The organism is Pseudomonas sp. NPDC087626 (assembly GCF_044743405.1).
Taxonomy (GTDB): Bacteria; Pseudomonadota; Gammaproteobacteria; order Pseudomonadales; family Pseudomonadaceae; genus Aquipseudomonas.
In genome coordinates this window covers 152,853-176,555 of record NZ_JBIUWJ010000006.1, presented here as the reverse complement: position 1 = coordinate 176,555, position 23,703 = coordinate 152,853, and the positions used below count along the sequence as shown (strand labels likewise).

Annotated in this window: 22 protein-coding genes; 8 read left to right on the top strand and 14 right to left on the bottom strand. The window is 64.4% G+C overall.

What is annotated here, in order from left to right; all coding sequences use genetic code 11:
- The first annotated feature begins 54 nt into the window (after positions 1-54).
- Positions 55-939 carry a LysR substrate-binding domain-containing protein gene (locus ACIOVD_RS07690; protein WP_401126976.1) on the top strand — a complete coding sequence of 295 codons (885 nt, stop codon included), beginning with the start codon at positions 55-57 and terminating at the stop codon, positions 937-939.
- 94 nt (positions 940-1,033) lie between these two features.
- Here ACIOVD_RS07690 and mqo read toward each other — a convergent pair whose 3' ends face one another.
- Both mqo and ACIOVD_RS07680 read right to left on the bottom strand, forming a co-directional pair.
- Positions 1,034-2,680 (bottom strand): malate dehydrogenase (quinone), encoded by a 1,647-nt coding sequence (gene mqo / locus ACIOVD_RS07685; protein ID WP_095169912.1) that lies wholly within the window; start codon positions 2,678-2,680, stop codon positions 1,034-1,036.
- Positions 2,681-3,135: 455 nt separating this feature from the next.
- A complete protein-coding gene (locus tag ACIOVD_RS07680; protein WP_159996515.1) occupies positions 3,136-3,759 on the bottom strand; it encodes a cell wall hydrolase in 624 nt (207 codons plus the stop codon).
- Between the two features lie 152 nt (positions 3,760-3,911).
- Here ACIOVD_RS07680 and ACIOVD_RS07675 point away from each other — a divergent pair, with 152 nt between their 5' ends.
- Positions 3,912-4,766: a CAP domain-containing protein gene (locus ACIOVD_RS07675; protein ID WP_401126973.1), complete on the top strand. Its 855-nt coding sequence runs from the start codon at positions 3,912-3,914 to the stop codon at positions 4,764-4,766.
- Between the two features lie 10 nt (positions 4,767-4,776).
- Here ACIOVD_RS07675 and ACIOVD_RS07670 read toward each other — a convergent pair whose 3' ends face one another.
- Entirely contained in the window at positions 4,777-4,986 is a 210-nt protein-coding gene (locus tag ACIOVD_RS07670; RefSeq protein WP_401126971.1) for a hypothetical protein, read from the bottom strand.
- A gap of 75 nt (positions 4,987-5,061) precedes the next feature.
- Positions 5,062-5,265, bottom strand: coding sequence for a hypothetical protein (locus ACIOVD_RS07665; RefSeq protein WP_095169908.1), 204 nt, complete (start codon positions 5,263-5,265; stop codon positions 5,062-5,064).
- A 171-nt stretch (positions 5,266-5,436) separates the two neighbouring features.
- Between ACIOVD_RS07665 and ACIOVD_RS07660 the strand changes: the two genes are divergently transcribed.
- Entirely contained in the window at positions 5,437-6,090 is a 654-nt protein-coding gene (locus ACIOVD_RS07660) for a peroxiredoxin (RefSeq protein ID WP_095169907.1), read from the top strand.
- Positions 6,091-6,138: 48 nt separating this feature from the next.
- Here the strand turns inward: ACIOVD_RS07660 and ACIOVD_RS07655 are convergent, their stop codons facing one another.
- From ACIOVD_RS07655 to ACIOVD_RS07640, 4 genes are all read right to left on the bottom strand, one after another.
- Positions 6,139-7,497, bottom strand: coding sequence for an MATE family efflux transporter (locus ACIOVD_RS07655; RefSeq protein ID WP_320332446.1), 1,359 nt, complete (start codon positions 7,495-7,497; stop codon positions 6,139-6,141).
- A gap of 853 nt (positions 7,498-8,350) precedes the next feature.
- Entirely contained in the window at positions 8,351-8,803 is a 453-nt protein-coding gene (locus ACIOVD_RS07650) for a GNAT family N-acetyltransferase (RefSeq protein ID WP_401126969.1), read from the bottom strand.
- Between the two features lie 90 nt (positions 8,804-8,893).
- A complete protein-coding gene (map, locus tag ACIOVD_RS07645; RefSeq protein ID WP_159996525.1) occupies positions 8,894-9,685 on the bottom strand; it encodes a type I methionyl aminopeptidase in 792 nt (263 codons plus the stop codon).
- The gene (locus ACIOVD_RS07640; RefSeq protein WP_095169903.1) at positions 9,682-9,948 is read right to left on the bottom strand and encodes a ParD-like family protein; all 267 of its coding nucleotides are present in this window, start codon (positions 9,946-9,948) and stop codon (positions 9,682-9,684) included. The genes map and ACIOVD_RS07640 overlap by 4 nt, the downstream gene beginning before the upstream one ends.
- A gap of 221 nt (positions 9,949-10,169) precedes the next feature.
- On the opposite strand from ACIOVD_RS07640, the gene ACIOVD_RS07635 reads away from it, so the two are divergent.
- Positions 10,170-11,879, top strand: a complete 1,710-nt coding sequence (locus ACIOVD_RS07635) for an amidase (protein WP_401126967.1) — start codon at positions 10,170-10,172, stop codon at positions 11,877-11,879.
- Positions 11,880-11,927: 48 nt separating this feature from the next.
- On the opposite strand, the gene ACIOVD_RS07630 is transcribed toward ACIOVD_RS07635, so the two are convergent.
- The 5 genes from ACIOVD_RS07630 to ACIOVD_RS07610 form a co-directional block, all read right to left on the bottom strand.
- Positions 11,928-12,749, bottom strand: a complete 822-nt coding sequence (locus ACIOVD_RS07630) for an energy transducer TonB (RefSeq protein WP_401126965.1) — start codon at positions 12,747-12,749, stop codon at positions 11,928-11,930.
- Positions 12,746-13,192, bottom strand: coding sequence for a protein TolR (gene tolR / locus ACIOVD_RS07625; RefSeq protein ID WP_095169900.1), 447 nt, complete (start codon positions 13,190-13,192; stop codon positions 12,746-12,748). Before tolR ends, ACIOVD_RS07630 begins: the two co-directional genes overlap by 4 nt.
- 14 nt (positions 13,193-13,206) lie before the next feature.
- Positions 13,207-13,917 carry a protein TolQ gene (gene tolQ / locus ACIOVD_RS07620; protein ID WP_095169899.1) on the bottom strand — a complete coding sequence of 237 codons (711 nt, stop codon included), beginning with the start codon at positions 13,915-13,917 and terminating at the stop codon, positions 13,207-13,209.
- A 96-nt stretch (positions 13,918-14,013) separates the two neighbouring features.
- The gene (locus tag ACIOVD_RS07615; RefSeq protein WP_401126963.1) at positions 14,014-15,927 is read right to left on the bottom strand and encodes a phytase; all 1,914 of its coding nucleotides are present in this window, start codon (positions 15,925-15,927) and stop codon (positions 14,014-14,016) included.
- A 46-nt stretch (positions 15,928-15,973) separates the two neighbouring features.
- On the bottom strand, positions 15,974-18,517 hold the full coding sequence (locus tag ACIOVD_RS07610; protein ID WP_320332451.1) for a TonB-dependent receptor: 2,544 nt from the start codon (positions 18,515-18,517) through the stop codon (positions 15,974-15,976).
- 457 nt (positions 18,518-18,974) lie between these two features.
- Here ACIOVD_RS07610 and ACIOVD_RS07605 point away from each other — a divergent pair, with 457 nt between their 5' ends.
- The 4 genes from ACIOVD_RS07605 (at position 18,975) to ACIOVD_RS07590 (ending at position 22,651) form a co-directional block, all read left to right on the top strand.
- Positions 18,975-19,889 (top strand): GGDEF domain-containing protein, encoded by a 915-nt coding sequence (locus tag ACIOVD_RS07605; RefSeq protein WP_401126961.1) that lies wholly within the window; start codon positions 18,975-18,977, stop codon positions 19,887-19,889.
- 9 nt (positions 19,890-19,898) lie between these two features.
- On the top strand, positions 19,899-20,936 hold the full coding sequence (locus ACIOVD_RS07600) for an AraC family transcriptional regulator (protein ID WP_095169895.1): 1,038 nt from the start codon (positions 19,899-19,901) through the stop codon (positions 20,934-20,936).
- 78 nt (positions 20,937-21,014) lie between these two features.
- Positions 21,015-22,220: a chromate efflux transporter gene (gene chrA / locus ACIOVD_RS07595; protein ID WP_401126959.1), complete on the top strand. Its 1,206-nt coding sequence runs from the start codon at positions 21,015-21,017 to the stop codon at positions 22,218-22,220.
- A gap of 32 nt (positions 22,221-22,252) precedes the next feature.
- The gene (locus tag ACIOVD_RS07590) at positions 22,253-22,651 is read left to right on the top strand and encodes a GFA family protein (RefSeq protein WP_401126957.1); all 399 of its coding nucleotides are present in this window, start codon (positions 22,253-22,255) and stop codon (positions 22,649-22,651) included.
- Here ACIOVD_RS07590 and ACIOVD_RS07585 read toward each other — a convergent pair.
- On the bottom strand, positions 22,621-23,613 hold the full coding sequence (locus tag ACIOVD_RS07585) for an NAD-dependent epimerase/dehydratase family protein (RefSeq protein WP_401126955.1): 993 nt from the start codon (positions 23,611-23,613) through the stop codon (positions 22,621-22,623). The genes ACIOVD_RS07590 and ACIOVD_RS07585 overlap by 31 nt on opposite strands.
- Positions 23,614-23,703 lie beyond the last annotated feature (90 nt).

Here is a 23,703-nt window from a genome sequence, read left to right as displayed (position 1 = left end):
GGATATTGATGGCTAATCCAACGCTATTAATGCATTCAAGCATTCATATTTCGCATGGATAGAATATTCCGCGCGCCCTCATTGCAAGCGCTGCAAGCCTTTGTCGAAGTAGCCGCTGCCAGCAACTTCACCCAGGCCGCAGAGCGCCTGTGCCTGACCCAGAGCGCGGTCAGCCGCAAGGTCCAGCAACTGGAAAGCCATTACGGGGCGACGTTATTGGTGCGCAGCAGCCGTAGCGTGACGCTGACCGCCGAAGGCAAGGAAGTGCTGGCCAGTGCCCAACGGGTAATCGATGAGTTGCAAGCCCTGGAGAGTCGCCTGGCCCCCAGGGACGCGGCCTTTCGTATCCGCATCCATGTGTCGCTGGCGGTGCGCTGGTTGCTGCCACGGTTGACCGATTTCTATGCGCGCCATCCCGACCTGACGCTGGCGATCGAGACTGTCGCCACTGAGCGCGTCGACCCCACGGGAGATTGCGATGCGTGCATCCTCTACCTGCCAAGCGTGCCGGATGACCAGGCGCACCACCTGTTGTTCGAAGAGTTGCTGGTGCCGGTCTGCGCCCCTGGCTCGGTCGCCGGCAAAGCACCGCCGGCCAACCTCGCCGAACTGGGCAACTACCCGCTGATCCACGGCTCCACCGGCCAGCTGGAATGGACCCGCTGGCTGCACGCGCAACAACAGGCGCCGGCCAGGGACTGCAAGCACATCACCTTCAACCTCGACGAACTGGCCCTTGATGCAGCCACACGCGGCCTGGGCATTGCCATGACCGACCAGACCCTGGCGCAGGAGCTGATAGACCGCGGTGACCTGATCATCCCCTTCGGCCCGGCCCTGAAAACCGCCGGTGCCTATAGCTTGTGGCTGCAGCCATCGAGTGCCCGGCACCCGGCACGCCAGGTGATCGTGGACTGGTTGTTCCGCCAGTCGGCGTAGGCCAAACGCAAAAAAGCCCAGCACTAAGCTGGGCTTTTTCACATCGTTTGAAAACCTGCGCGCCCCTCAAACGGGTTGAAGGGCGCCCAAGGTCTTACAGCGCCATGTCGGCCGCTGGGTTGCTCGGCACAGGCTTGGCCGGGGCGGCCGGGGTTGCAGCCGGCGCCAGGGCCGGGTTGATCGCCGGCGGCGGATCCAGTTGCAGGACCTCGCTGGTGTAAGCCCATTCCTGGGCTACACGGGCTGGATCATCGTTGAGCTTGGTACCGTAGCTCGGCACGATCTGGTGCAGTTTTTCCTGCCAGGCCGGGGTCGCTACCTTGTCCTTGAAGACCTTCTCCAGCACGCTGAGCATGATCGGTGCTGCGGTCGAAGCGCCTGGCGATGCGCCCAGCAAACCGGCGATGCTGCCGTCTTGCGAAGCCACGATCTCGGTGCCCAACTTCAGCACGCCGCCCTTCTCTTCGTCACGCTTGATGATCTGCACGCGCTGACCGGCCTGCCACAGACGCCAGTCTTCAGCCTTGGCGTTCGGGAAGTATTCCTTCAGGGCGTTCATGCGGTCGGCGTCCGACAGCATCAACTGACCGGCCAGGTATTCAACCAGTGGGTACTGCTCGATGCCCACCTTGGTCATTGGCCAGAAGTTGTGGGTGGTGGTGCTGGTCAGCAGGTCGAAGTACGAGCCTTCCTTGAGGAACTTGGTGGAGAAGGTCGCGAATGGGCCAAACAGGATCACGCGCTTGCCATCCAGCACGCGGGTATCCAGGTGCGGAACCGACATCGGCGGTGCGCCAACCGACGCCTTGCCGTAGGCCTTGGCCAGGTGTTGCTGGGCAATGGTCGGGTTCTCGGTGACCAGGAACGAACCACCCACCGGGAAACCGGCATATTCCTTGGCTTCCGGGATACCGGACTTCTGCAGCAGGTGCAGGGCACCGCCGCCAGCGCCGATGAACACGAACTTGGCGTCGGTCTGGGTTTCGCTACCGTCTTTCAGGTTCTTGTAGGACACACGCCAGGTGCCGTCCTCGTTGCGCGCGATGTCTTCGACTTCGCTCGACACTTTCAGCGAGAAGTTCGGCTTGGTCTGCAGATAACCGGCGAACTGGCGGGTGATCTCGCCGAAGTTGACGTCGGTGCCCAGGGGCGACCAGGTGGCGGCGATCTTCTGGTTCGGATCACGGCCTTCCATCATCAGCGGGACCCATTGCTTGATCTGGGCCGGGTCTTCGGAGTACTGCATGCCAGCGAACAGCGGGCTAGCCTGCAGGGCTTCGTAGCGCTTCTTGAGGAACTTGATGTTGTCGTCGCCCCACACAAAGCTCATGTGTGGCGTGGAGTTGATGAACGAACGAGGATCTTTCAGGACGCCGTTCTTGACCTGCCAGGCCCAGAACTGACGGGAAATCTGGAAGGCTTCATTGATTTCAATGGCCTTGGGGATTTCGACCTTGCCGTTCTTGTCTTCCGGCGTGTAGTTCAGCTCAGCCAGGGCGGAGTGGCCGGTACCGGCGTTGTTCCAGCCGTTGGAGCTTTCCAGGGCGACGCCGTCGAGACGCTCGACCATCTCCATCGACAGGCCAGGCTCGAGTTCGTTGAGCCAGACACCCAGGGTGGAACTCATGATGCCGCCACCGATCAGCAGCACATCGACTTTTTTGGTTTCAGCTGCATGCACAGGCATCAGGGCCATCGACATGGCCAGGCCAAGTAGCCCCTTGTTCATTTTTTTTAACATTCGGTAATACCTAGGATAGAACGCCATTCACCCCGTTCACGATCATGAGGCGCCCTGGCTGGCAACATGCACTGGCGCATGCCGACGAACCCCGCACTCAGGAAGATCGGTGGGTGAACATATAAGGCCGACAAACACTGTCGACTTCACGTTTAGGCCCCTCCCGCGCTGACTTTCTTGTAAGTCATTGGCTTCAGCTACATGGGTGACACTAATTTCGGATACAACTTCAAGCGCAGTGATTAAACAGAGTAGACCCGCTTGCTCAAATACGCCCGTCAACCGCTTCGCGGCACTCACACCCAACGCCTGAAGACGCCGGATGCCCATGATCCCCGAGGCCGCGAGCCTCCGTGCCGCGGCATTCTACCTCAGGTGCGGCGCTCAACGAACCCGCAAAACCGCTTGATTACCGTCTGCAGCGGCCATCGGCAAAAACCGTTTAAATTGGCCCCTTACTGCGCCGTGCCATTACGCGGCTTGTAGAACAGAAACTTACCGGTCTCCGCGGTCTTGATGTACGTGCGCGACCAGTCGGGTTTCACATTGCGATCATGGAAATACAAGGCGCCCAGGGTGCGGTCCTTGAGTTGCTGGTTGAGGGCCTTGCGCGCGATCTCCTTGGCCTCGGTGTACTCGCCCTCCTCCCGGACCTGATCCGAGCGCCCATCGCACCACCAGGAAAACTGGCAGGCGCGGGTCTCGACGCCCTGCTTGACCACGCCACACACGGTGTCGGGAAAACCTTCATGGCCCAGGCGGTTCATCACCACGCTGGCCACCGCTTCCATGTCGGCCGTGGAGATACCTTTAGCCTCCCAGTAGATCGTCCGCGACAGGCAGGTGATGGCATCATCCAGCGGCGCCTTGCCTACCGGATCGACCACCTGCACCTCGCTGGGGGTGATGGCCTGGGTCTTGGGCACCGGAGCCGTCCCGGCCTTGTCGACGACTTTCTGCTCGAGGACCTCGGCCTTGTCCTCGACCACCGCGGCCGGTTTTTGCGCCGTTTGTGCCGCGACTGCCTGGCTACCCAGGAGCGCAAATAGCAAACCACTGACCATCCAGATGCAACGCATGAGCGCACCCTGCTGATTGATTGGCGACGGGCCCAAACAGTCGACACTGCGGCCGATTGACAGGCTTAAGCGTAGCTGCGAAGTAAAAACCCATTGCGCGACCCGGGGCAAGATCGCGCATCATGTGCCCAGTCAGTTCAAGGGAGACTTCCATGCGCGTCCTGTCATCCATTTTGCGTCTTGCCACGTTGTCGCTGGCAATCGGCTTTGCCAACAGCGCGGCGGCCACCGAGGAAAGCCAACTGGTGGAGTCGATCAACACCTATCGCAGCCAGATCCAGCGCTGCGCGGGCCAGGCCGCCGGCGAACTGCCTGCGCTGGCGGCCGACCCGCGACTGGTACTGTCCCCCGACAGCAATCTCGGCGACCTGCAACAGGCCATGGCCCGCGCGGCGTACCCGATGGTCAACGTGCAGGCGATCACCCTCAAGGGCCCACTCAATGCCCAGGCGGCGATGAAAGCGGTGCAGGAAAGTTTTTGCCAGGTGGTGCTCGACCCGCAGTTCGTCGATATCGGGGTCAGCCGCGCTGGCCCGGCATGGCGCATCGTCCTGGCGCGGCCGCTATTGAGTGGACGCCTGGGGGATTGGCAAACCGAAGGCCAGAAGCTCCTGGAGTTGATCAACAGCGCCCGCGCCCAACCGCGCCAGTGCGGCACCCAGGCCTTCAGCGCCACCACGCCCCTGGCCTGGAACGCCACGCTCGCCACTGCCGCCCAGGATCACAGCCGGTCGATGGCCAACAATAATTTCTTCGATCACAAGGACCGCGACGGCCGCACTCCCGGCGACCGCGCGGAACTGGCCGGCTACAGCGGCCAACTGGTGGGCGAGAACATCGCCGCCGGCCAGGACACCCCGCGCAAAGTGCTCGACGGCTGGCTGTCCAGCCCCGGGCACTGCGCCAACCTGATGAACCCGCAATTCAGCGAGCTGGGCGCGGCCTATGCGGTGGACCCGAAAAGTGACGCCGGCATCTACTGGACCAGCCTGTTCGGCACGCCATAAACCACGCGCCTTAACGCCGGTCATCCGACAACGGCGTCGGCTCGTCAGGTGGTGGTACCTGGGGGTTGGCGCCGGGCGCATCCGGGTCCATCGGACGCTCGACATCAGTGCCCTGGTCCTGGCGATCGGGATCGCCATTGACGTTAGGGTCAGTCACCGGATCGTGTTGCCGGGCCGGATCCGGTGGATCACTGGGGCTGGGTTCATTCGGGGTAAACATGGACATCATCGTGCACCTCATTCAAGACGCCTGAGGGGGCACCAGGCCCCGCCAGGCGTTTGGTTCAAGGGGTAATCAGTCATTGGGCAGCGGCATATCCTTGTCACTGGGAATGCCATCGCCCTCGCTGGGTTCGTTCCAGTCCTCAGGCCGTTTGCGGGGTACCACATCCGGACGCGCCAGCGGATCGGATAGGCGTGGATCATCCTCCGGTGCCGGATCGGCAGTGGAAGGATCATCGTCCAGGGGTTCGTCCTGGAAACTCGAGTCAGTAGACATAGTCACCTCACCGATTGAGGTCCAGAAAGCCTGGGCCGTACTCGTTGGAAGGCGGCCATGCGCCGGGGTGCGGGCGAGATGACGAACGGTTTGCGGCTGCCGGGCCAGGTGGCAAATCCCGACTAGGCTGAGTCAGGCCTGTACCTCATCCCACGACTCAAGGAGACTCCCATGGCATTGCGCATCAACGACCTCGTCCCCGACTTCAGCGCCGACACGGACCAGGGCCCGATCCAGTTCCATGACTGGATCGGCTCGGGCTGGGCGATCCTGTTTTCTCATCCCAAGGATTTCACCCCGGTATGCACCACCGAATTCGGCGCGGTGGCGCAACTGGCCGCCGAATGGGCCAAGCGTGGTACCCAGGTGATCGGCGTGTCCGTGGACAGTGCCGACTCGCACACCCAGTGGAAGACCGACATCGAAGGCTTCTGCCGCGCCAGGGCCGACTTCCCGATCATTGCCGACGAGGGCCTGGCTGTCTCCAAGGCGTTCGACATGCTGCCCGCCGAAGCCTACCTGCCCGATGGCCGGACGGCCGCCGACACCGCCACGGTGCGTTCGGTATTCATCATCGGCCCGGACAAGAAACTCAAGTTGTCGATGACCTACCCGATGTCCGTCGGGCGTAACTTTGCCGAGGTGCTGCGCGCCCTGGATGCCTTGCAGTTGACCTACAACGTACCGCTGGCGACGCCGGCCAATTGGCAGGCGGGACAGGATGTAATCGTCGCCCTGGCGCTCAACGATGAGCAGGCCCGGGACAAGTACGGCAGCCTGGACATCCACCTGCCGTATCTGCGCACCACCGCGGCGCCGAAGTAAGCGCAAACGACAGCCGCCCGGGCCGTAGCGACGGCACGGGCGCTTGCCCTACACCAGGCGTTCGATCTTCTGATGGCGCCACACCAGCCGGTAGTAGGCAGTCTGCAGTGCCAGCATGCTCAGGTAGGCGACTGGAAAGGCCATCCACACCCCGGGCAGACCGAAACGTGCATTGAGCAGGTAGGCCACCGGCAACTCGACACCGAGGATGCAAAACAGCGAGATCGCCACCGGCACCAGCACCGTACCGCTGGCCCGCATGATCCCACCGATCACCGACTGGAAGCCGAACACCAACATGCTCCAGAGCATGATGTGCAACAGATGCTGGGCCTGCGCCTGGGTCGCCGGTTCCGTGATGAACAACCCCAGCAGCCAGTGCGACAACAGGTAGCCCAGCAGCACCAGGCCGCCAGTCAACCAGACGTTGATCAACAGGCCCGTGCGCAGGATCGCGCCAATGCGCTCGACGCGTCCGGCACCAATGGCCTGGGCCCCGAGGATCGAGGCGGTGATGGCGATCGACAGCGCGGGAAACTGCACGTAGTTGACGATCTGCGTGACCGCACCGTACGCCGCCGTGGCCTGGGAGCCGTGCTGGTTGACCAGCGCCAGGATCACCAGTTCGGACAGCGAAATCACCACCATCTGCAGCCCCGTGGGCAAGCCGATCCGCAGCACCTTGGCCAGGATCACCCGGTCCAGGCGCATCGCGGCCAGCAACGCACGATCCGGGGCCAGCACATGAGCCTTGCGGTTCAAGTGCCAGACCAACCACAGCATCGCCGCCAGGTTACCCGCCAGCCCGGCCCACGCCGCACTCTGAATCCCCATCTCGGGCAAGCCGAACCAGCCGCGAATCAACGCCGGCGTCAGCAACAGGCCAATGCAGGTCGACACCACCAGCGCCAACAGCGGCGACAGCGTATCGCTGACCCCGCGCAACAACTGGGTGAACAGCACAAACACCAACAGCAGCGGCATGGTCCACATCATCACCCGGGCGTAGGCGACCGCATCCTCCAGCACGTCCGCCGGGGTGCCCAAGCCCTGCAATGCCTGCCGGGCGAACACACTGCCGAGCAGCGCCGCGACCAGGCCGATCAGCGCTCCCAGCAGCAGCGTGGTGCCGGCGATGGCCTTGACCATCGCCGGCTCCCGCGCGCCCCAGGCCTGCCCAATCAACACCCCGGCGCCGGCGCCCAGGCCGATCACCAGGGCAATGAAGAAAAACACGATGGGGAACATCCCGGACACCGCCGCCAGCGCCTGGGTACCGAGCATTTGACCGATGTAAATACTGTTGACCGTGCCCGACATCGACTGCAGGAAATTCGACAGCACCATCGGGGCGAGGAACAACAGGTAGGTTTTCCAGAGGGGGCGCGGCGAAACCGGGTTGTGCATGGAGGATCCATCTCGGACAGGCAAGAGAATGTGCTCGCCGCAGTCTACGCCAAATCGCTTCTAGCTGGCCTGGTGGAGGGAAGCGAGGTGACTAGGGAATGGGTATAGCGGTGCCATAATCCTGGTCCAAGCGTTCTGAGGCTAAGGCAGCACGCATTTTTTGGTCACTTCGTTCATCCAGGCAGTGTGCGGCATCGTTGACGACCATCGCGAGCAAGCCGCAAGCGGGCGCCCGCTCCACAGTGTCCGGTATATGCAGGGACCTGTGGGAGCTGGCTTGCCAGCGATAATCGCAAGGACGGCGCGGTGCATCAGGCAGTGCGCGTCATCGTTGACGACCATCGCGAGCAAGCCGCAAGCGGGCACCCGCTCCCACAGGATTTACGGCGTGCCCATAGATTGCAGCAATCCGGGATGGCCCCATCGCGAGCAGGCCGCAAGCGGGCGCCCGCTCCACAGTGTCCGGTATATGCAGGGACCTGTGGGAGCTGGCTTGCCAGCGATGATCGCAAGGACGACGCGGTGCATCAGGCAGTGTGCGGCATCGTTGACGACCATCGCGAGCAGGCTCGCTCCCACAGGATTTACGGCGTGCCCATAGATTGCGGTAATCCGGGATGGCCCCATCGCGGGCAAGCCCGCTCCCACAAGGGAGATTCATACACCAGGGAAAAGCAGGTCGGTAGGCCGCCTCGCCCGCCCTTGCCACTCAACAGGCCGAGCGTTAGCTCGCCTGCAGCTCTTGATCCACCTGCCCCATCGGCAGGCTGAGCGAAGGTATGCATCCGGATTTTGGTTACCACCATGGAGGCCTTGAGCGAGTAGCGCAGTGCCGGATGGGCCCGGTGCCGGGTTATTTCAGGTCCAGGCAATAGGTGTAGTAGTCCGGGTCGCGGACGTAGCCCAGCGATTCGTAGAGGCGCTGCGCAGTGTGGTTGTCCGTGGCAGTTTCCAGGACCAAACCCTTGGCCCCGGTGGCCACGGCGAACTCCCGGGCGGCGTTCATCAACAAGCTCCCTACTCCGCGCCCGCGGGCCTGGGAGGCGGTGAACAGGTCGCTGAGCAGCCAGGTGCGATGGGCATCGATCGAGGAAAAACTGGGGTACAACTGCACGAAACCCAGCGCCTGGCCGGACGCATCCTGCACATAGAAGATCACCGACTCGTCGCGGGCCAGGCGCTCGGCGAGGAACTGCCGCGATTGAGGCAGGTTCGCTGGCTGGCCGTAGAAACCTCGGTAGGCATCGAACAGGTCGGCAACTTGATCCACACGGGAAGCATCGGCGCGCAGCAGTTCAAGGGTCATGGGCAACTCGGATCAGGTCAGGGCTCGATCCTGAAGTCTAGCCAAGCCCGCCAGCCACGCACGGGCTTTTCTGAGCGCCAGGCCCCGCGATCAAACAATCGGGGCAAACCCGGCCGGGGTGTCCGGCCAGGGGCTCAGCACCTCGAAGCCATCGGCGGTCACCGCCACCATGTGCTCCCACTGTGCCGAAAGTGAGTGATCCTTGGTCACCACCGTCCAGCGATCGCCCAGGGTGCGGGTGTGGGGTTTGCCGGCGTTGAGCATCGGCTCAATGGTGAAGATCATCCCCGGCTTGAGGATCAGGCCCTGGCCGGGATGGCCGTAGTGCAGCACCTGCGGCTCGTCGTGATAGACCTTGCCGATACCGTGGCCGCAGTACTCGCGCACCACGCTGTAGCCCTCGCGGTGGGCCACGGTCTGGATCGCATGACCGATGTCACCCAGGGTCGAGCCCGGGCGCACGGTGCGGATCCCCGCACACATGGCTTCATAGGTGGTCTCGACCAGGCGCCGGGCGTCCGCGCTGGGTTCGCCGACGAAGTACATGCGGCTGGTGTCGCCGTACCAGCCGTCCTTGACCACCGCGATGTCGATGTTGAGGATGTCGCCGTCCTGCAAGGCCTTGCCCGAGGGAATGCCATGGCAGACCACCTGGTTGACCGAGGTGCATACGGTTTTCGGGAAGCCGTGATAACCGACGTTGCCGGGAATGGCTTGCTGCACGTTGACGATGTAGTCGTGGCAGATTTTATCCAGTTGGTCGGTGGTGACCCCCGCCTTGACGTGCGGGGTGATCATCGCCAGCACTTCGGCGGCGAGCATCCCGGCCGTACGCGACTGGGCGATCTGCGCCGGGGTATTGAGCGGGACTTTCGCACTCATCGCGAGGTCCCCCCGACCGCCCGCACTGCCGGGCTCAAGGCCTGGTCCGCCGGTGCGCACAGTTGGTTCAAGTCGAGGCCACCGGCCTGTTCGGCACGAATCAGCAAACGGCAGATATCGCTGTGGTCGAGGTTGGGATGCAACTCACTCAACATGCCGATACGCATCCAGTGCTCGGCCTGGGCGTTGATCGAGCGACTGAGCGCATCACTGGCGACACGCAGGTTCTCATGCATGCCTTCGGAAATTTTTACGATACCCATGGCGTCACTCAATATGAAATGTATACGTTTCGTATATTAAGCCAATCCAGGGCGCGATCGCAATTGGCGGATTGCACAGGTGGTGAAGGCGGCCTTCCCTTGGCGTGACAAGCCGCGAAAAAACCTTGGCCTGCTTCTTTTAGCCGCGCCTTGGTGTTAAATAGCCCGCTCAGGGCGCAAGCCCGGACCCTGGCGGGTAATACAGTGCAACGAGAGCCGATATGAAACAGCAGTTTGAGGTCACCGAGGTATCCATTGCGCAGCTGCGGGCTGCGCTCGAATCCGGCCGGACAACTTCGGTTGAGCTGGTCCAGGCCTATCTTGCGCGAATCGCCGCCTACGATGGCGCCGACACCCCCACCGCGCTGAATGCCGTGGTGGTGGCCAACCCGGACGCGCTGCGGGAAGCCCGGGCCAGCGATGAGCGGCGCGCCAAGGGCCAGACACTCGGACCGCTGGATGGCATCCCCTACACCGCCAAGGACAGCTACCTGGTCAAGGGCCTCACCGCCGCCTCCGGCAGCCCGGCCTTCGCCAATTTGATCGCCTACCGCGATGCGTTCACCATCGAACGGCTGCGCGGCGCCGGCGCAATCTGCCTGGGCAAGACCAACATGCCGCCCATGGCCAACGGCGGCATGCAGCGTGGGGTCTACGGCCGCGCCGAAAGCCCGTACAACGCCGCCTACCTCACCGCGCCCTTCGCCTCCGGCTCCTCCAACGGTGCCGGTACCGCGACCGCCGCCAGTTTTGCCGCGTTCGGCCTGGCCGAGGAAACCTGGTCGAGCGGTCGTGGGCCGGCGTCGAACAATGGCTTGTGTGCCTACACGCCATCGCGCGGGGTGATCTCGGTGCGCGGCAACTGGCCGCTGACCCCGACCATGGACGTGGTGGTGCCCTTTGCCCGCACCATGGCCGACCTGCTGGAAGTCCTCGACATCGTGGTCGCCGAGGACCCCGATACCCGTGGCGACCTGTGGCGCCTGCAACCCTGGGTGCCGATCCCCAGCGTGGCCTCGGTGCGTCCGGCGTCCTACCCGGCACTGGCCGCCAACGCCACAGCCCTCGCCGGCAAACGCTTCGGCGTGCCCCGTATGTTCATCAATGCCGACCCGGATGCCGGCACCAGCGCCGCGCCGGGAATCGGTGGCCCGACCGGGCAGCGCATCCACACCCGCGAGTCGGTGATCGGTCTCTGGCAAGAGGCACGCCAGGCCCTCGAAGCGGCTGGTGCAGAAGTCCTCGATGTGGACTTCCCGCTGGTCTCCAACTGCGAAGGCGATCGTCCCGGCGCGCCGACCGTGTTTACCCGCGGCCTGGTGTCCAAGGAGTTCCTCCATCACGAACTGTGGGACCTGACAGCCTGGGCCTTCGACGATTTCCTGCAGGCCAACGGCGATCCGCAGTTGCAGCGCCTGGTGGACGTCGACGGTGCGCTGATTTTCCCCCACGACCCCGGCACCCTGCCCAACCGCGAAGGTGACCTGGTCGCCGGCATGGACGAATACGTGCGCATGGCCGAACGCGGCATCACCCCCTGGCACCAGATCAGCACGGTGCCTGACGGCCTGCGCGGCCTGGAGCAGACCCGGCGCATCGACCTCGAGGAGTGGATGGACCGCCTGGGGCTCGACGCCGTGCTGTTCCCCACCGTCGCCGACGTGGCGCCTGCCAATGCCGATGTCGATCCGGCGGCCGCGGATATCGCCTGGAGCAACGGCGTGTGGGTAGCCAACGGCAACCTCGCGATCCGCCACCTGGGCGTGCCGACCGTCACCGTGCCCATGGGCGTCATGCAGGACATCGGCATGCCCGTCGGGCTGACCTTTGCCGGTCGGGCCTATGACGACTCGGCGCTGCTGCGGTTTGCCTCGGCGTTCGAGTCCACAGGTTCCAAGCGCCAGGTCCCGCCACGCACCCCGCCACTGTGACCTGCGCGGGACTGGCGCCGCCCTGGCGCCAGTCCCCTGCCCCGCGTCTCACTTGATCCGGTAATGAAAGGTATTGCGCACCGCTGGTACAGCCACCGCGCGACCGTCCACCATGCGTGGCTGATAGCGAAAGGTGTTGGCCGCCGCCAGTGACGGACGCATGAACAACGGATGGCAGCCGTCGAGCACCCGCGGGTTTTCCACTTTGCCCTGGGGGTTGACGGTGTATTCCACCGAGCAGTCGCCCTCGATGTTCTTGTCCAGGGCTCGCTGCGGATAATCCGGCGCCTCCTTGCTCAACGGCAGGTACTGACGACTGTCGGCCGCCGCCTGCTGGCGCGTGCGTTCGGCTGCCTGGCGCGCCTGGTCGGCACGCTGCGCCTGGTCTGCCTGCTGCTGGGCCAGGCGTTGCTGCTCGGCTTCGCGGCTGCGCTGCTCCTGGGCCACGCGCTGGCGTTGTTGCTCGGCCTCGCGAGTGCGCTGCTCTTCGACCCGCTTGCGAGCGAGGCTCGCCTGTTCCAATTTGCGGGCCTGGATCTGCGGGTCGACTGCCGGTTTGACCGCTGCCGGAGCCGCTGGTACCGGCGCGGCCACTACCGGCGCAGGCGGTGCAGGCTCGACCACCGTCGGCAGCGGTTCAGCGGCGGGGGCCGGGGCTGGCGGCGCCGGGGACAACATCACCAATTGGGTCCGCAGCACCGCAGCCGGCGCTGGCGCTGGTGGCGCCACCGACCAAGTGTGCACCAGCAACGCCAGGACCAGCACATGCAGCGCCACTGCCAGGCCCGCCGCCAGGCTATTGCGCCAGAACCCCGACTGATCGGCGCGTGGCAACACCAGGGCTGGGTGGGCCATGCTCATGCTGGTCATTGCGGCGCCTCGGTAACCAGTCCGAGGTTGCTCACCCCGCCCTGCTGCAACGCCGCCATGGCCGCCACCACCGTGCCGTAGCCAGCGTCCTTGTCGGCGCGGATATAGACCTGGGTCTGGCTGTTGGCCGCAACGATGTCCGTGACCTTGGCCCGCATCTCGTCCAGGGTCAGCGCGCTGTCGGTCTGCTGCTGGGTGTCGAGTTCACCCCCCAGGTTCCAGGAATAACCGCCCCCGGCCTGCACCGACAGCGTGAGGATCTGTTGGCGGCTGTCAGTGGCCAGGGCTTCGCTGGCGACCTTGGGCAGCTCGATCTTCACGCCCTGGGTGAGCATCGGCGCGGTGACCATGAAGATCACCAACAGCACCAGCATCACGTCGATATAGGGCACGACGTTCATTTCGGCCTTGGGCCCGTGTTTGCGTTGCGGCCTGACTAACATTGGCTCTCTCCTGCTCAGGCGGCTACGGCCAGGTTGATGGAGCCGCCGTGCAACGTGCGATGCAGGCGTACTTGCAGCTCATTGCCGAAGGCGTAGTAACGGGTCAGCAGGGTCTGGCTGCGTGCAGAAAAACGGTTGTAGGCGATCACCGCGGGAATCGCCGCAAACAGGCCGATAGCGGTGGCAATCAGCGCTTCGGCGATGCCCGGCGCCACCGTGGACAAGGTTGCCTGCTGCACCTGGGACAGGCCGAGGAAGGAGTTCATGATCCCCCACACGGTGCCGAACAGGCCGATGTAAGGGCTGACCGAACCGACCGTGGCGAGAAACTGCAGGCCCTTTTCCAGCTTGATCTCCTGCTCGCTGAGGGCCACGAACATGGCTCGCTCCACGCCCTCGAGCACCACCTCGGGATTGTTGCCGGGGTGCTGGCGCAGTTGGCTGAAGGCCTGTAGGCCGCTATGAAACACCGGCTCGATGCCGGCCTCGGGATCGCTGCTCTGCGCGGTCTCGCGGTACAACGGCTGCAAGTCCGGGGCACTGCGAAAGCGCTGGATAAACGCGTTGGCCTGGCGCTCGCGCTGGCGCAGCACACGGCTGCGGGCAATGATCAGGTACCAGCTGAGTACGGACGCCAGCAACAACGTGAGCATGACGGCTTTGACCAACAGACTGGCGTCGCTGATCAGCCCCCAGACGGTCATGTGTTCCAGTGTGGCCTGCATGGTGAAGCTCCTTGGTGGGTGCCCGGTGGCGGTTGCCGTGCAACGGCCGCCAGGCTATTCGATGAAAAACCGATGACAGGTTGATGACAGCCGCGGTCAGGGCAATTGCAGCGCCTGGGTGACCTCGGCCCAGGGCACAAACTTGAAGTTCTGGGTCTGTTCGGGCATCCGCTTGCGCCCGTCCTGCACCACCAGCATGCCCTTGCTCCAGGCCCCGCCGAGGTTGACCGCGGTGACCTCCAGGCCGTCGGTTTCTGCGGCACCGTCGATGCCGGCCGGCGCATTCAGGCCGACCCGAAAGGCCCCGCGGGAGGCGAAGGGCGGCTCGGCGTCCAGCACCAGGTAGCTGTCGTTGCCTTGGCTGGAGATCACCAGGTAGTCATGGCCCGGGCTTTGATACAGCGCCAGGCCCTCGACATCGGCGTGCAGTTGCGGGCCGACCTTGATCACGCTGGTCAACTGCGCCGGCTGATCGGCACGAGCATCCACCGCCCAGACCCCCACGTCCTCTTCGCCGAGGAACAGGCGCTGGCGTTGATCGTCGGCCACACAGCCTTCGGGCTGGCTGTCGACCTTGAACTGGCGCACCAACTCACCCTGCACCACACCACTGGGTGCACTCAGGCGGTATTGCAGGAAGGTGCCATCCTTGCCGTTGGCAATTGCATACAGCTCGCCACTGGCGGGCTGGAACAGGCAGATGCCATAGATGTCCTTGAGCGGCGTGGCGATCTCGCCGGCCTCGCGCAACTCACCGCTGCTGCGGTCGATGCTGAACAGGCTGAGGCTGTTGTGATCGCGATTACTCGCCACTGCGAGGTCGACCGTCTGCTGGCCGAGCTTGAAGTTGGGCCGCACGTCGACATTGTTCAGACGCCCCACCGGCAACTCCTGAAGCAGCTTGCCTTGCAGGTCATAGGCCAACAGGCCCTGCTTTTTGTTGGTGCCCAGGACCCGGCTCAAGGCCGGTTGTTGCGGGTGAATCCAGATCGCCGGATCGTCCGCCGCATCGCCCTGGCGCCCGACCGGGTCACTCTGGGCCAGTGCGCCGACGCTCGGCAGCACCGGTGCCAAGGGCACAGGCTTGGCCTGCCAGTCCAGTTCGCCCTGGTACAGACGCCCGTCGTCGTCATCACGCAGCAACAGCTGCAGGCCGTTGGCGGTGGTCCGCAGGGCGAGGTTCTGCGGTTCTTTCAACTCACTCACCGGCAGTTTTGCCACGGTGCTCCAGGCAGCGTCCTGCTGCTGATACAGGTGCAGCTGGGCCGCCTTGGGGTCGAGCCCGACCACGCCGCCCGGCACCAGCGCCATGGCCCCGGCCTCCTGGCTGATATCGCCAAAGGGCTTGCGCAGGGCCACCGGCACCCGCAACACCTCGGCCTCAGGGTGGGCCGGATAGGCCCACCAGCCGACGTTTTCCTCGTTGACCAGTAACTGGTTGGCACCATCGTCGACCTGGCAGAACTGCGCCGAAGGCGGCAGCGGCAAACCTCGAACCCGCTGCGGTTGCGGGTTCAACTGTGCACCGTGGCCCACCAGCCACTGTTCACCCTTGCCCTCCTCGCCCACCAGGAACAGGAACAGGTTGCTGGCGTCGTCGCGGTACAGGCACAGGCCATTGACCGCAAAGTCCCGCGTTGGCAGATACACCGGCTGGCCAAAACGCCGCTGGCGCGGATCAAGGCTGACCAGCAGTGCCTGCTGCCGACTGTTGTCGAGACTGGCCAGCAGCACCTGCTGGCCGGCAGCCCGGCGGTCCAGGCCACTGAAAGTGCCAGCCAGGTTGGCCAGCGGCGCACCTTGTTCGTCGAGCAACAGCAAGCCATCGCGCTCACTGGCCGCCAGGCGCTGCGGGCCGAGGTCGGCCGGCAAGAACGCCAGTGCATCCACAGTGAGACCGGGGGCCCAGGGGCTGAGAGTCAACTTCGGCCCGGCGGCCAACGCCTGGCCCGTGCCCAGGCAGATCAAGGCGGCCAACAGGCAGCGCTTGGGGGAAAACGAAATAGTCATGGAAGTCCTTGGTGATGTATTGCCCGAATCTGTGGCTCGCAGGGAATCAAAAATGGGTAAAGGTCAGGCCGAGCTTGAAGGTCGGGCCGTACTCTTCGTATTGGGCGTTGTAGGCGCCGTGGCCGGTGTAGACGTAGTACGACTCGTCCGTGAGGTTCTGCGCCTCGAAGTTGACCTGCAGGTTCTTGGTCAGCGAGTAACGCGCACTGAAGTCAACGAAGGTCTGGGCATCCACGTGCAGGTCGTGGGCCTTGTCGTTGATCGCGGCCAGCTCATAGAGGTAATCGGACTTGTAGTTGGCCGACAGGCGCAGGCTGAGCTTGTCGTCTTCCCAGCCGAGCATCAGGTTGCCGACGGTGTCCGACTGGCTCGGCAGGTCGATGCTGCGCTTGCGGTTGCTGCCGCTGGCGGCGTCGAAGCCTTCAATCTGCGCGTCAGAACGGCTGAAAGTGGCGTTGGCGCCCAGCAGCAGGCCGTTCCAGGGGGCGGGCAACCAGTCGTATTTCTGCGAGTAGGCCAGTTCCAGCCCGTAGAGCTTGGCGCTGTCACCGTTGGTGAAGGTGTGGGCCTCGGAGAAATCGACCCAGGCACCGCTGCCGGCGACGTCGGTGTTGTAGACGAAGTTCTGGATGTCCTTGTAGAACACGAACGCCGAGACCGTGCCGGCACGGCCCATGTAGTGCTCGATGCCCAGGTCCAGGTTGCTCGACTCCAGGGGCTTGAGGTTGGGGTTGCCAAAGGTTGCCTCGTCATCGTCGATGACAAACCCCGGCGCCAGTTGACCGAAGGTCGGCCGCACCACGGACTTGGTCCAGGCCGCGCGCACCTGGGTGTTCTTGTCCAGTTGGTAGCGCGCGTGTAGGCCGGGCAACCAGTGGTGGTAGCTGCTCTTGCTGTCGCTGGCCTCGAACTCGCCGTCGTTGACCCCGGTGCCCTTGGCCGCGAACTCGGTGCCTTCGTAGCGCATGCCGGCAATGAAGCGCCAATCGTCGATGTCCAGGGTGTTCATCAGGTAGCCGGCGTTGATGTCCTCGCTCATCTTGAAGTCGTTGACCCGTGACTCGGTCTCGTCATAGAAGTCCGCCCGGTCGAGGCCGCCGATCAGGTCCTTGATCGCGCTGCCACTGATGCCCGGACCGAACTCGCCGAGACGGTAGTGCACCTTGCCCTTCTGGAACTGGCTGAGGTTGAGCTGTTCATCACTGAACCCCAGGTCGTCGAAGTCCTCATAGACCCAGGCGTCGAGGTCGTTGTCTTTGTTGCGCCGGCTGACCTTGCCGCCGAACTTGACCTGCGACGCATACCCGCTGAGGTCATAGTCACGGGCCAGGTCCAGGCGCAGGTTTTTCTCGGTGTCGGTGGTTTTCTGCTGTTCCCAGTCGACCTTGTCGAGGCTGAAGTTGTCGGGGTTGTAGAAGTCCTGGCCGATGATCAGCCGCGGCTTTTCGCTGTCGTAGAAACCACTGCCGGCAAAGTCCTCGGCGCCGCTGAAGGCGGCATTGGCGATGTGCCCCGGGCTGTCTTCGCTGGAGCGGCTGTAACCGGCCTGGCCGCTGAGGGTCCACAGGCCCAGCAGGCGCTCGCCACCCAGCACGTAGGATTGGATTTCCTGGGTTTCCTCGCGCTGCTTGAGCTTGCGCTTGCCATCGGCGTCCCCCAGTTCACCGGCGGCCTGGGGCTCGGCGAACTCGATGCTGGTGGAGTTGCGCGTCTCGCTGTCCTTGTAGCGGCTGTAGAGGGTGCGCAGGTAATAGCTGCTCAGGTCGTCGGGCTTGTAATCGAAGTTCAGGCCGCCGCCGCTGCGCTCCCGGCTGATGTCGTAGTCACGCTGCTCGAACTCCTCGAGCCGTGCGCCCCGCTCGAAGTCCCAGGCGCCGCCGGTCTCGACGTTGTCCGAAGCGAAGTCACGCTTCTGCCAGCTCAGCGCCGCGGCCACGCCGAAGTTGTCGATGCCATCGCCGAGGCTGAAGCGGTCGCTGATCGCCCCGGAAAATTTCGGGCTGGTCTGATGGCTGTTCTGGTCATAGCTGGCCTCGCTGCTGCCGGTATAGAACAGGCCCTGATGATCGAAGGCCGACAGGCTCTGCACATCCACGGTGCCACCGAGGGAGTTGGCATCCATGTCCGGGGTCAGGGTCTTGATCACCGAGAGCGATTGCACCAGCTCCGCCGGCAATACATCGAGGGCTACGGCGCGGCGCTCGCTTTCCGGCGAGGGCACCAGGGTGCCGTTGATGGTCACGCTGTTGAGGTCCGGTCCCAGGCCCCGCACGCTGACAAACCGGCCTTCGCCCTGGTCGCGTTCGACGCTGATCCCCGGCAGGCGTTGCACCGCCTCGGCCACGTTCTCGTCCGGCAATTGCGCCACGCCGTCGGCATGCACCACGCTCTTGATGCTGTCGGAGCGGCGCTGTTCCTTGAGCGCCTGATCGATACTGGCAGCCTGGCCGACCACTTCGATGTGCTCGGTCTGGCCGGCGGTTTCGGCGGCGTGCAAGCGGTCGCTGGCTATCGCCAGGGCCAGGGCGGTCAGCGTGAAACTGACAAGCCCGGCGGTGCCGCTGCGCGGGTGGCTGCTGCGCTGGTACATGGTGGTCCCCCCCAAGAGTCCGATAACGCCAGGCAAGACGCCCGGCAACTGGGAGGGCACGCTAGGGGTGGGGAATGACGGTTCTGTGACAGCCACTGCCAGATGGCCCGGTAAACAGGGGGTTTAGCGCGGTTTTCCTGGGACAGTGAGCTGATTTGACCTCTGATACGAGGGGGCCGATCAGCATTTTGCTCTGACTTGAGAGCATCGCGAGCAAGCTCGCTCCCACAGGTTTAGTGGCCGTACGCAAGATTTGCAGGCAACCAGATTTACTGTGGGAGAGGCCGGGCGGCGCTCCGCTTGCTCGCGATGGCGATTTTCCAGGCACCACGCGCTGGGTGGCGCAAAAATCGCGTGTCCCAAGCTGAGCTGATTCGACCTCCCTGCCCTGTCACCCAACTGTCACAGACATCTGCTGTGCTGGCGCGCACTGCTCGTTCGCCAAAGGATCACGGCCATGTTCTCGGTACTCAAACCCCACCGCTGGAAACTGCTCCTGCTGCTGTTGGCCGCCAACCTGGGGCTGCTCCTGCATCTGGCCTGCGGCGAGTTGAAAAGCGTCGGCGAATGGGTCTGGCTGGATATCGTCGGTGAAGGCGGCTCGGCCCTGCTGGCCCTGGTCTGGCTGGGCCTGGTGCTGAAAAGTCGGCCCGCCGGGCGGGTCACCAATTACCTGGCGCTGGGCCTGGGCTGCATCTTTTTCTCCTGGTGGATCGACAGCCTCGACGAGTTTATCCGCCTGCCCGACAGCATCACCTGGGATCACTGGCTGGAGTCCGGGCCGATGCCGGTGGGCATGCTCCTGCTGACTCTTGGCATCTACCACTGGCACCGCGAACAACTGGCGATCAGCGCGCAGATGGAAAAACGCGAGCGGCTGTTTCGCGAACACCGGCTGTTCGACAAGCTCACACCCTTGGGCGGTGCCGACTATCTCAAGCGCCAACTGGCCAGCAGCCTCGCGGAAAGCCTGGAGCAGCAGCAACCGCTGTCGCTGCTGGCCCTGGACCTGGACAACTTCGCCGCCATCAACCAGGCCTGTGGTCACGCTGAAGGCGACGCCGTGCTGCAGGCGGTGAGTCACTTGCTGCTGCTCAACCTGCGGCGCCAGGACCTGCTCTGCCGCCTGGCCGGCGATCGTTTTGTGGTGGTGCTGGCCAACACCGGCGAAAGCCAGGCGCGGTTACTGGCACTGGAGCTGCAACAGGCGGTGCACGGCCTGGCCCACAAAACCCGCCAGCACGGCGAACGCTTGCACCTGTCGGCAAGCACCGCGGTGGTGATGGCCATGGACGAATCCCCCGAGCAGTTGCTCAAACGCCTGAACCTGGCGCTGGCCCGGGCCAAGCAGCCGCTGGCCAAGACGGCCTGAGGCGCGCACATGACCTGCAAAACCCTGTGGTACGAAAACGACAGTCGCTTCATTCCCGGGCACTACCAGCCGGCGACCCTGATCGACCTGGCCCTCTCGCGGGATATCGACAGCCATCGCCTGTTGCGCGGCACCGGGCTGTTCCATGAGGACATCCTGGCCGGCCAGACCCGCCTCAGTCCCCAGCAGTTCTTCGCCTTGATTGGCAACAGCAAGCGGCTGCTCGACGCCGACGACAGCAGCTTCCTGTTTGGCCAGCGTCTGTTGCCGGGGCATTACGGTGCCGCCAGCCATGCCCTGCGCCACGCGCAGAACCTGCACCAGGCTCTCGACACCCTGGTCCAGCAGCAGGCGCTGCTCAGTCCCTTGGTCACCCCGCAACTGGTGCTGGATGAGCAGTACGCCTACTTCTACTGGCTCGACAGCTGCGGCGCGGGCGAGCAGTGGCGCTTCCTACTGGAAGCGAGCATGACCTCGCTGGTCGCCATGAGCCAATGGCTCAGTGGCCAGCGCCTGCCCTGGCAATGCAGTTTAAGCTACGACGAGCCCCGTTATGTCGAACAGTACTGGGTGCACCTGGGCGAGCAAACCCAGTTCCAGCGCCCGCTGGACATGATGCGCATTCCCCGCCAGTACCTGACGCAAGCCTGGCCCGGCGCCTCCGCCACGGCCGGCCAGGTCGCACGCCAGGAAGCCCAGCAGCAGTTGGACCAGTTGGGCCATGCCAGCAGTTTTCTCGCCTGCCTGTACCGTTACCTGCAAAGCCAAGTCCGCCAGGCGCCGAGCCTGGAGCAGGCGGCTCACGCCTTCGCCATGAGCCCGGCCACCCTCAAGCGCAAGTTGCACAAGCACGACACCGGCTTTCAGCAGCAGGTCGACCTGGTGCGCAAACATGTGGCGCTCTACCTGTACCAGGTCAAGGGTATGAACAACGAGGAAGTGGCGGCCTACTTGAACTTCAACGACCCGGCGAACTTTCGGCGCTCGTTCAAGCGCTGGACCGGCAGCACCCCCAACCTGATCCGCCAGTTGTTCTGTGGAGCTTGAAACGCCGCAGGCTATCGAAAGCGCAACCGGGCATTGTTATGCTCGGCGCCTGTCCCCGTCTTTTGCGCAGAGCCCCGAATGCCCCCATCCCTGAACGCAGACCGCAGTCCCTGGCAGGTGTTCTGGGTGTTCCTGCGCCTGGGCCTGACTTCCTTCGGCGGCCCGATTGCCCATCTGGGCTACTTTCGCCAGGAGTTCGTGGTGCGTCGGCGCTGGTTGAGTGAGCGCAGCTACGCCGAGCTGGTCACGCTCTGCCAATTCCTGCCCGGCCCGGCCAGCAGCCAGGTCGGCATCGCCCTGGGCCTGTCACGGGCCGGCTACCGTGGCGCGCTTGCCGCCTGGTGCGGCTTCACCCTGCCCTCGGCCCTGGTGTTGATCCTGTTCGCCCTCGGCCTGCACGACTACGGCGACGTGTTGCCCGGCGGCATTGTGCATGGCTTGAAAGTGCTGGCGGTGGCGGTAGTCGCCCAGGCGGTCTGGGGCATGGCGCGTTGGTTGTGCCCGGACTTGCCGCGCATCCTGCTGATGATCTGCGCCGCTTGTCTGGTGCTGATGCTGCCAACTGCCTGGGCCCAGGTCGGGGTGATTGCCACGGCCGGTTGTGCCGGGCTGTTGCTGTTCAAGCCGGCACCCACCCTCGAGCACGAGCCGTTGCCGATCACCGTCAGCCCGCGCGCCGGGCTGTTTTGGCTGGTGCTGTTTGCGGTGCTGCTGGTGGGCCTGCCGATCCTCGCCCAACTGCTGGCGAGCCCGACCCTGAGCATGCTCGATGCCTTCTACCGCACCGGCTCGCTGGTGTTCGGCGGCGGCCACGTGATGCTGCCGTTGCTGCAGGCCGAAGTGGTGCCCAACGGCTGGGTCAGCAATCAGACTTTCCTCGCCGGCTATGGCGCGACGCAGGCGGTACCTGGGCCGCTGTTCACCTTCGCGGCCTTTCTCGGTGCGTCGATGCAGGGCCCACAGTCGGGTTGGCTCGGTGGCCTGCTGGGACTGCTGGCGATCTTCGCGCCGTCGTTCCTGCTGGTGGTCGGCGCACTGCCGTTCTGGGAGCGGCTGCGGCGCAACCTGCGCATGCAGGCGGCAATGCTCGGGATCAACGCCGCGGTGGTCGGCCTGCTGCTGGCAGCGCTGTATCAGCCAGTCTGGACCAGCGCCATCCTCACCCCGGCAGACTTTGTCCTGGCCCTGGTGGCACTGCTGGCGCTGATGTTCGCCAAGGTCGCGCCGTGGAAGGTGGTGCTGGGGTGCGGCTTGGCGGGCTGGGGCCTGGATGTCATCCTGTGAGCCATTCGACGACTATGCAGGAACCTCGGGACATGGATCAGTCACACCGCGGCAGTTGCCTGTGCGGCGCCGTCAGCTACCAGCTCAGCAGCCCACTCAAGGCCTTCACCCATTGCCATTGCCGCAAATGCCAGAAAGCCCATGGCGCGGCATTCGCCACCTATGCCAGTGCGCCCAGGTCGGCGCTGGCGATCACGGCCGAGGCGTCGCTGCTCAAGGCCTACGAATCCTCCCCCGGGGTCACCCGCCAGTTCTGCGGGCACTGCGGTTCATCGCTGTTCTGGTCGAATGCCCGGGGCGCGTTCCCGGACTGGATCTCGATTGCCGTCGCGACCCTGGACACCCCGTTCCAACCCGCCAAGCAAAGCCACAGTTGCCTCGAGGCGAAGGCCTGCTGGTATCAGCTCGACGACGCGCGGTTACCCAGGTAGCTGAAGGCTGATTGCAGCGCGGCCTCGGGCGTGCGCGGGGCATAACCCAGTTGCTGCCTGGCCTTGTCGATGCAGTATTGCTGGCGCACTTGATGGAACATCCGCACCTGACTTTGCAACAGCTGCGCCGGCCGCCCGGTCAGCCGCGCCCGCGCCTCCTCAATCCATGCCAGCGCCAGCAATAGCCAGCGCGGCGCCGGCGCGGGCAGCCGATAGCCCGGAGCGACCGCGTTGGCCGCGTCGATGATCTGCGCCAGGGACGAGCAATGTTCGTTGGCCAGAATATAACGCTGCCCAGGCTGGCCCTTCTGCGCGGCCAGGATCATGCCCGCGGCCACGTCCCGCACATCGACAAAATTGAAATGAAAGCCCGGGTCCAGCGGCAGTTTGCGCTGCCTGACCGACTCGATGAACCCCATGGTGTCAGTCAGGCGCGTCGCGTTCGGGCCGATCATGGCCGAAGGCAAGACCGCGACCATCCACAGGTCCAGGGCTCGCGCCGTGTCCCAGGCAACTTGCTCGGCGAGGATCTTCGAGCGGTAGTAGGCGTTGTCCGGCTCGACGTTCCACTGCTGCTCATCCAGCGCCTGCCCGTTGTGACCGATAGCCGCCACGGAGCTGACGTAGACCACCCGCTTGACCCCGGCGCGCTTCGCTGCGTGCAAGACCCGGCGAGTGCCCTCGACATTCGGCTGGACAATCTCGGCCTGGGGATCGCGGGCCCAGTGCTTGAACACCGCCGCCACCTGGAACAACAGCTCGACGCCCTGTAGCGCCTGGAACAACGTCTCTTCGTCGAGCAGTTCGACGTACACCAGTTCGCAATCCAGGCCCTGGAACGCCGCGCGGTTGTCGATATCGCGAACCCCGGCCCGGACCCGATAGCCCTGCCCGAGCAAGGCCCGGACCAGGGTATTGCCCAGGTGCCCGTTGGCCCCGGTGACCAGACATGACTGACTCATAGCGCCTCGTTGTTCCCTGTTGTGGCGGCCAGCATAGACTCTGCCCCTGGGGGGAGAGTCAAGGACACCGGGGACACCATCAACGCGATC

Excerpts from the sequence above, each read along its gene's own strand:
- ACIOVD_RS07690 (WP_401126976.1), top strand. The coding sequence starts at position 55 with ATGGATAGAATATTCCGCGCGCCCTCATTGCAAGCGCTGCAAGCCTTT.
- mqo (WP_095169912.1), bottom strand. The coding sequence starts at position 2,680 with ATGTTAAAAAAAATGAACAAGGGGCTACTTGGCCTGGCCATGTCGATG.
- ACIOVD_RS07680 (WP_159996515.1), bottom strand. The coding sequence starts at position 3,759 with ATGCGTTGCATCTGGATGGTCAGTGGTTTGCTATTTGCGCTCCTGGGT.
- ACIOVD_RS07675 (WP_401126973.1), top strand. The coding sequence starts at position 3,912 with ATGCGCGTCCTGTCATCCATTTTGCGTCTTGCCACGTTGTCGCTGGCA.
- ACIOVD_RS07670 (WP_401126971.1), bottom strand. The coding sequence starts at position 4,986 with ATGTTTACCCCGAATGAACCCAGCCCCAGTGATCCACCGGATCCGGCC.
- ACIOVD_RS07665 (WP_095169908.1), bottom strand. The coding sequence starts at position 5,265 with ATGTCTACTGACTCGAGTTTCCAGGACGAACCCCTGGACGATGATCCT.
- ACIOVD_RS07660 (WP_095169907.1), top strand. The coding sequence starts at position 5,437 with ATGGCATTGCGCATCAACGACCTCGTCCCCGACTTCAGCGCCGACACG.
- ACIOVD_RS07655 (WP_320332446.1), bottom strand. The coding sequence starts at position 7,497 with ATGCACAACCCGGTTTCGCCGCGCCCCCTCTGGAAAACCTACCTGTTG.
- ACIOVD_RS07650 (WP_401126969.1), bottom strand. The coding sequence starts at position 8,803 with ATGACCCTTGAACTGCTGCGCGCCGATGCTTCCCGTGTGGATCAAGTT.
- map (WP_159996525.1), bottom strand. The coding sequence starts at position 9,685 with ATGAGTGCGAAAGTCCCGCTCAATACCCCGGCGCAGATCGCCCAGTCG.
- ACIOVD_RS07640 (WP_095169903.1), bottom strand. The coding sequence starts at position 9,948 with ATGGGTATCGTAAAAATTTCCGAAGGCATGCATGAGAACCTGCGTGTC.
- ACIOVD_RS07635 (WP_401126967.1), top strand. The coding sequence starts at position 10,170 with ATGAAACAGCAGTTTGAGGTCACCGAGGTATCCATTGCGCAGCTGCGG.
- ACIOVD_RS07630 (WP_401126965.1), bottom strand. The coding sequence starts at position 12,749 with ATGACCAGCATGAGCATGGCCCACCCAGCCCTGGTGTTGCCACGCGCC.
- tolR (WP_095169900.1), bottom strand. The coding sequence starts at position 13,192 with ATGTTAGTCAGGCCGCAACGCAAACACGGGCCCAAGGCCGAAATGAAC.
- tolQ (WP_095169899.1), bottom strand. The coding sequence starts at position 13,917 with ATGCAGGCCACACTGGAACACATGACCGTCTGGGGGCTGATCAGCGAC.
- ACIOVD_RS07615 (WP_401126963.1), bottom strand. The coding sequence starts at position 15,927 with ATGACTATTTCGTTTTCCCCCAAGCGCTGCCTGTTGGCCGCCTTGATC.
- ACIOVD_RS07610 (WP_320332451.1), bottom strand. The coding sequence starts at position 18,517 with ATGTACCAGCGCAGCAGCCACCCGCGCAGCGGCACCGCCGGGCTTGTC.
- ACIOVD_RS07605 (WP_401126961.1), top strand. The coding sequence starts at position 18,975 with ATGTTCTCGGTACTCAAACCCCACCGCTGGAAACTGCTCCTGCTGCTG.
- ACIOVD_RS07600 (WP_095169895.1), top strand. The coding sequence starts at position 19,899 with ATGACCTGCAAAACCCTGTGGTACGAAAACGACAGTCGCTTCATTCCC.
- chrA (WP_401126959.1), top strand. The coding sequence starts at position 21,015 with ATGCCCCCATCCCTGAACGCAGACCGCAGTCCCTGGCAGGTGTTCTGG.
- ACIOVD_RS07590 (WP_401126957.1), top strand. The coding sequence starts at position 22,253 with ATGGATCAGTCACACCGCGGCAGTTGCCTGTGCGGCGCCGTCAGCTAC.
- ACIOVD_RS07585 (WP_401126955.1), bottom strand. The coding sequence starts at position 23,613 with ATGAGTCAGTCATGTCTGGTCACCGGGGCCAACGGGCACCTGGGCAAT.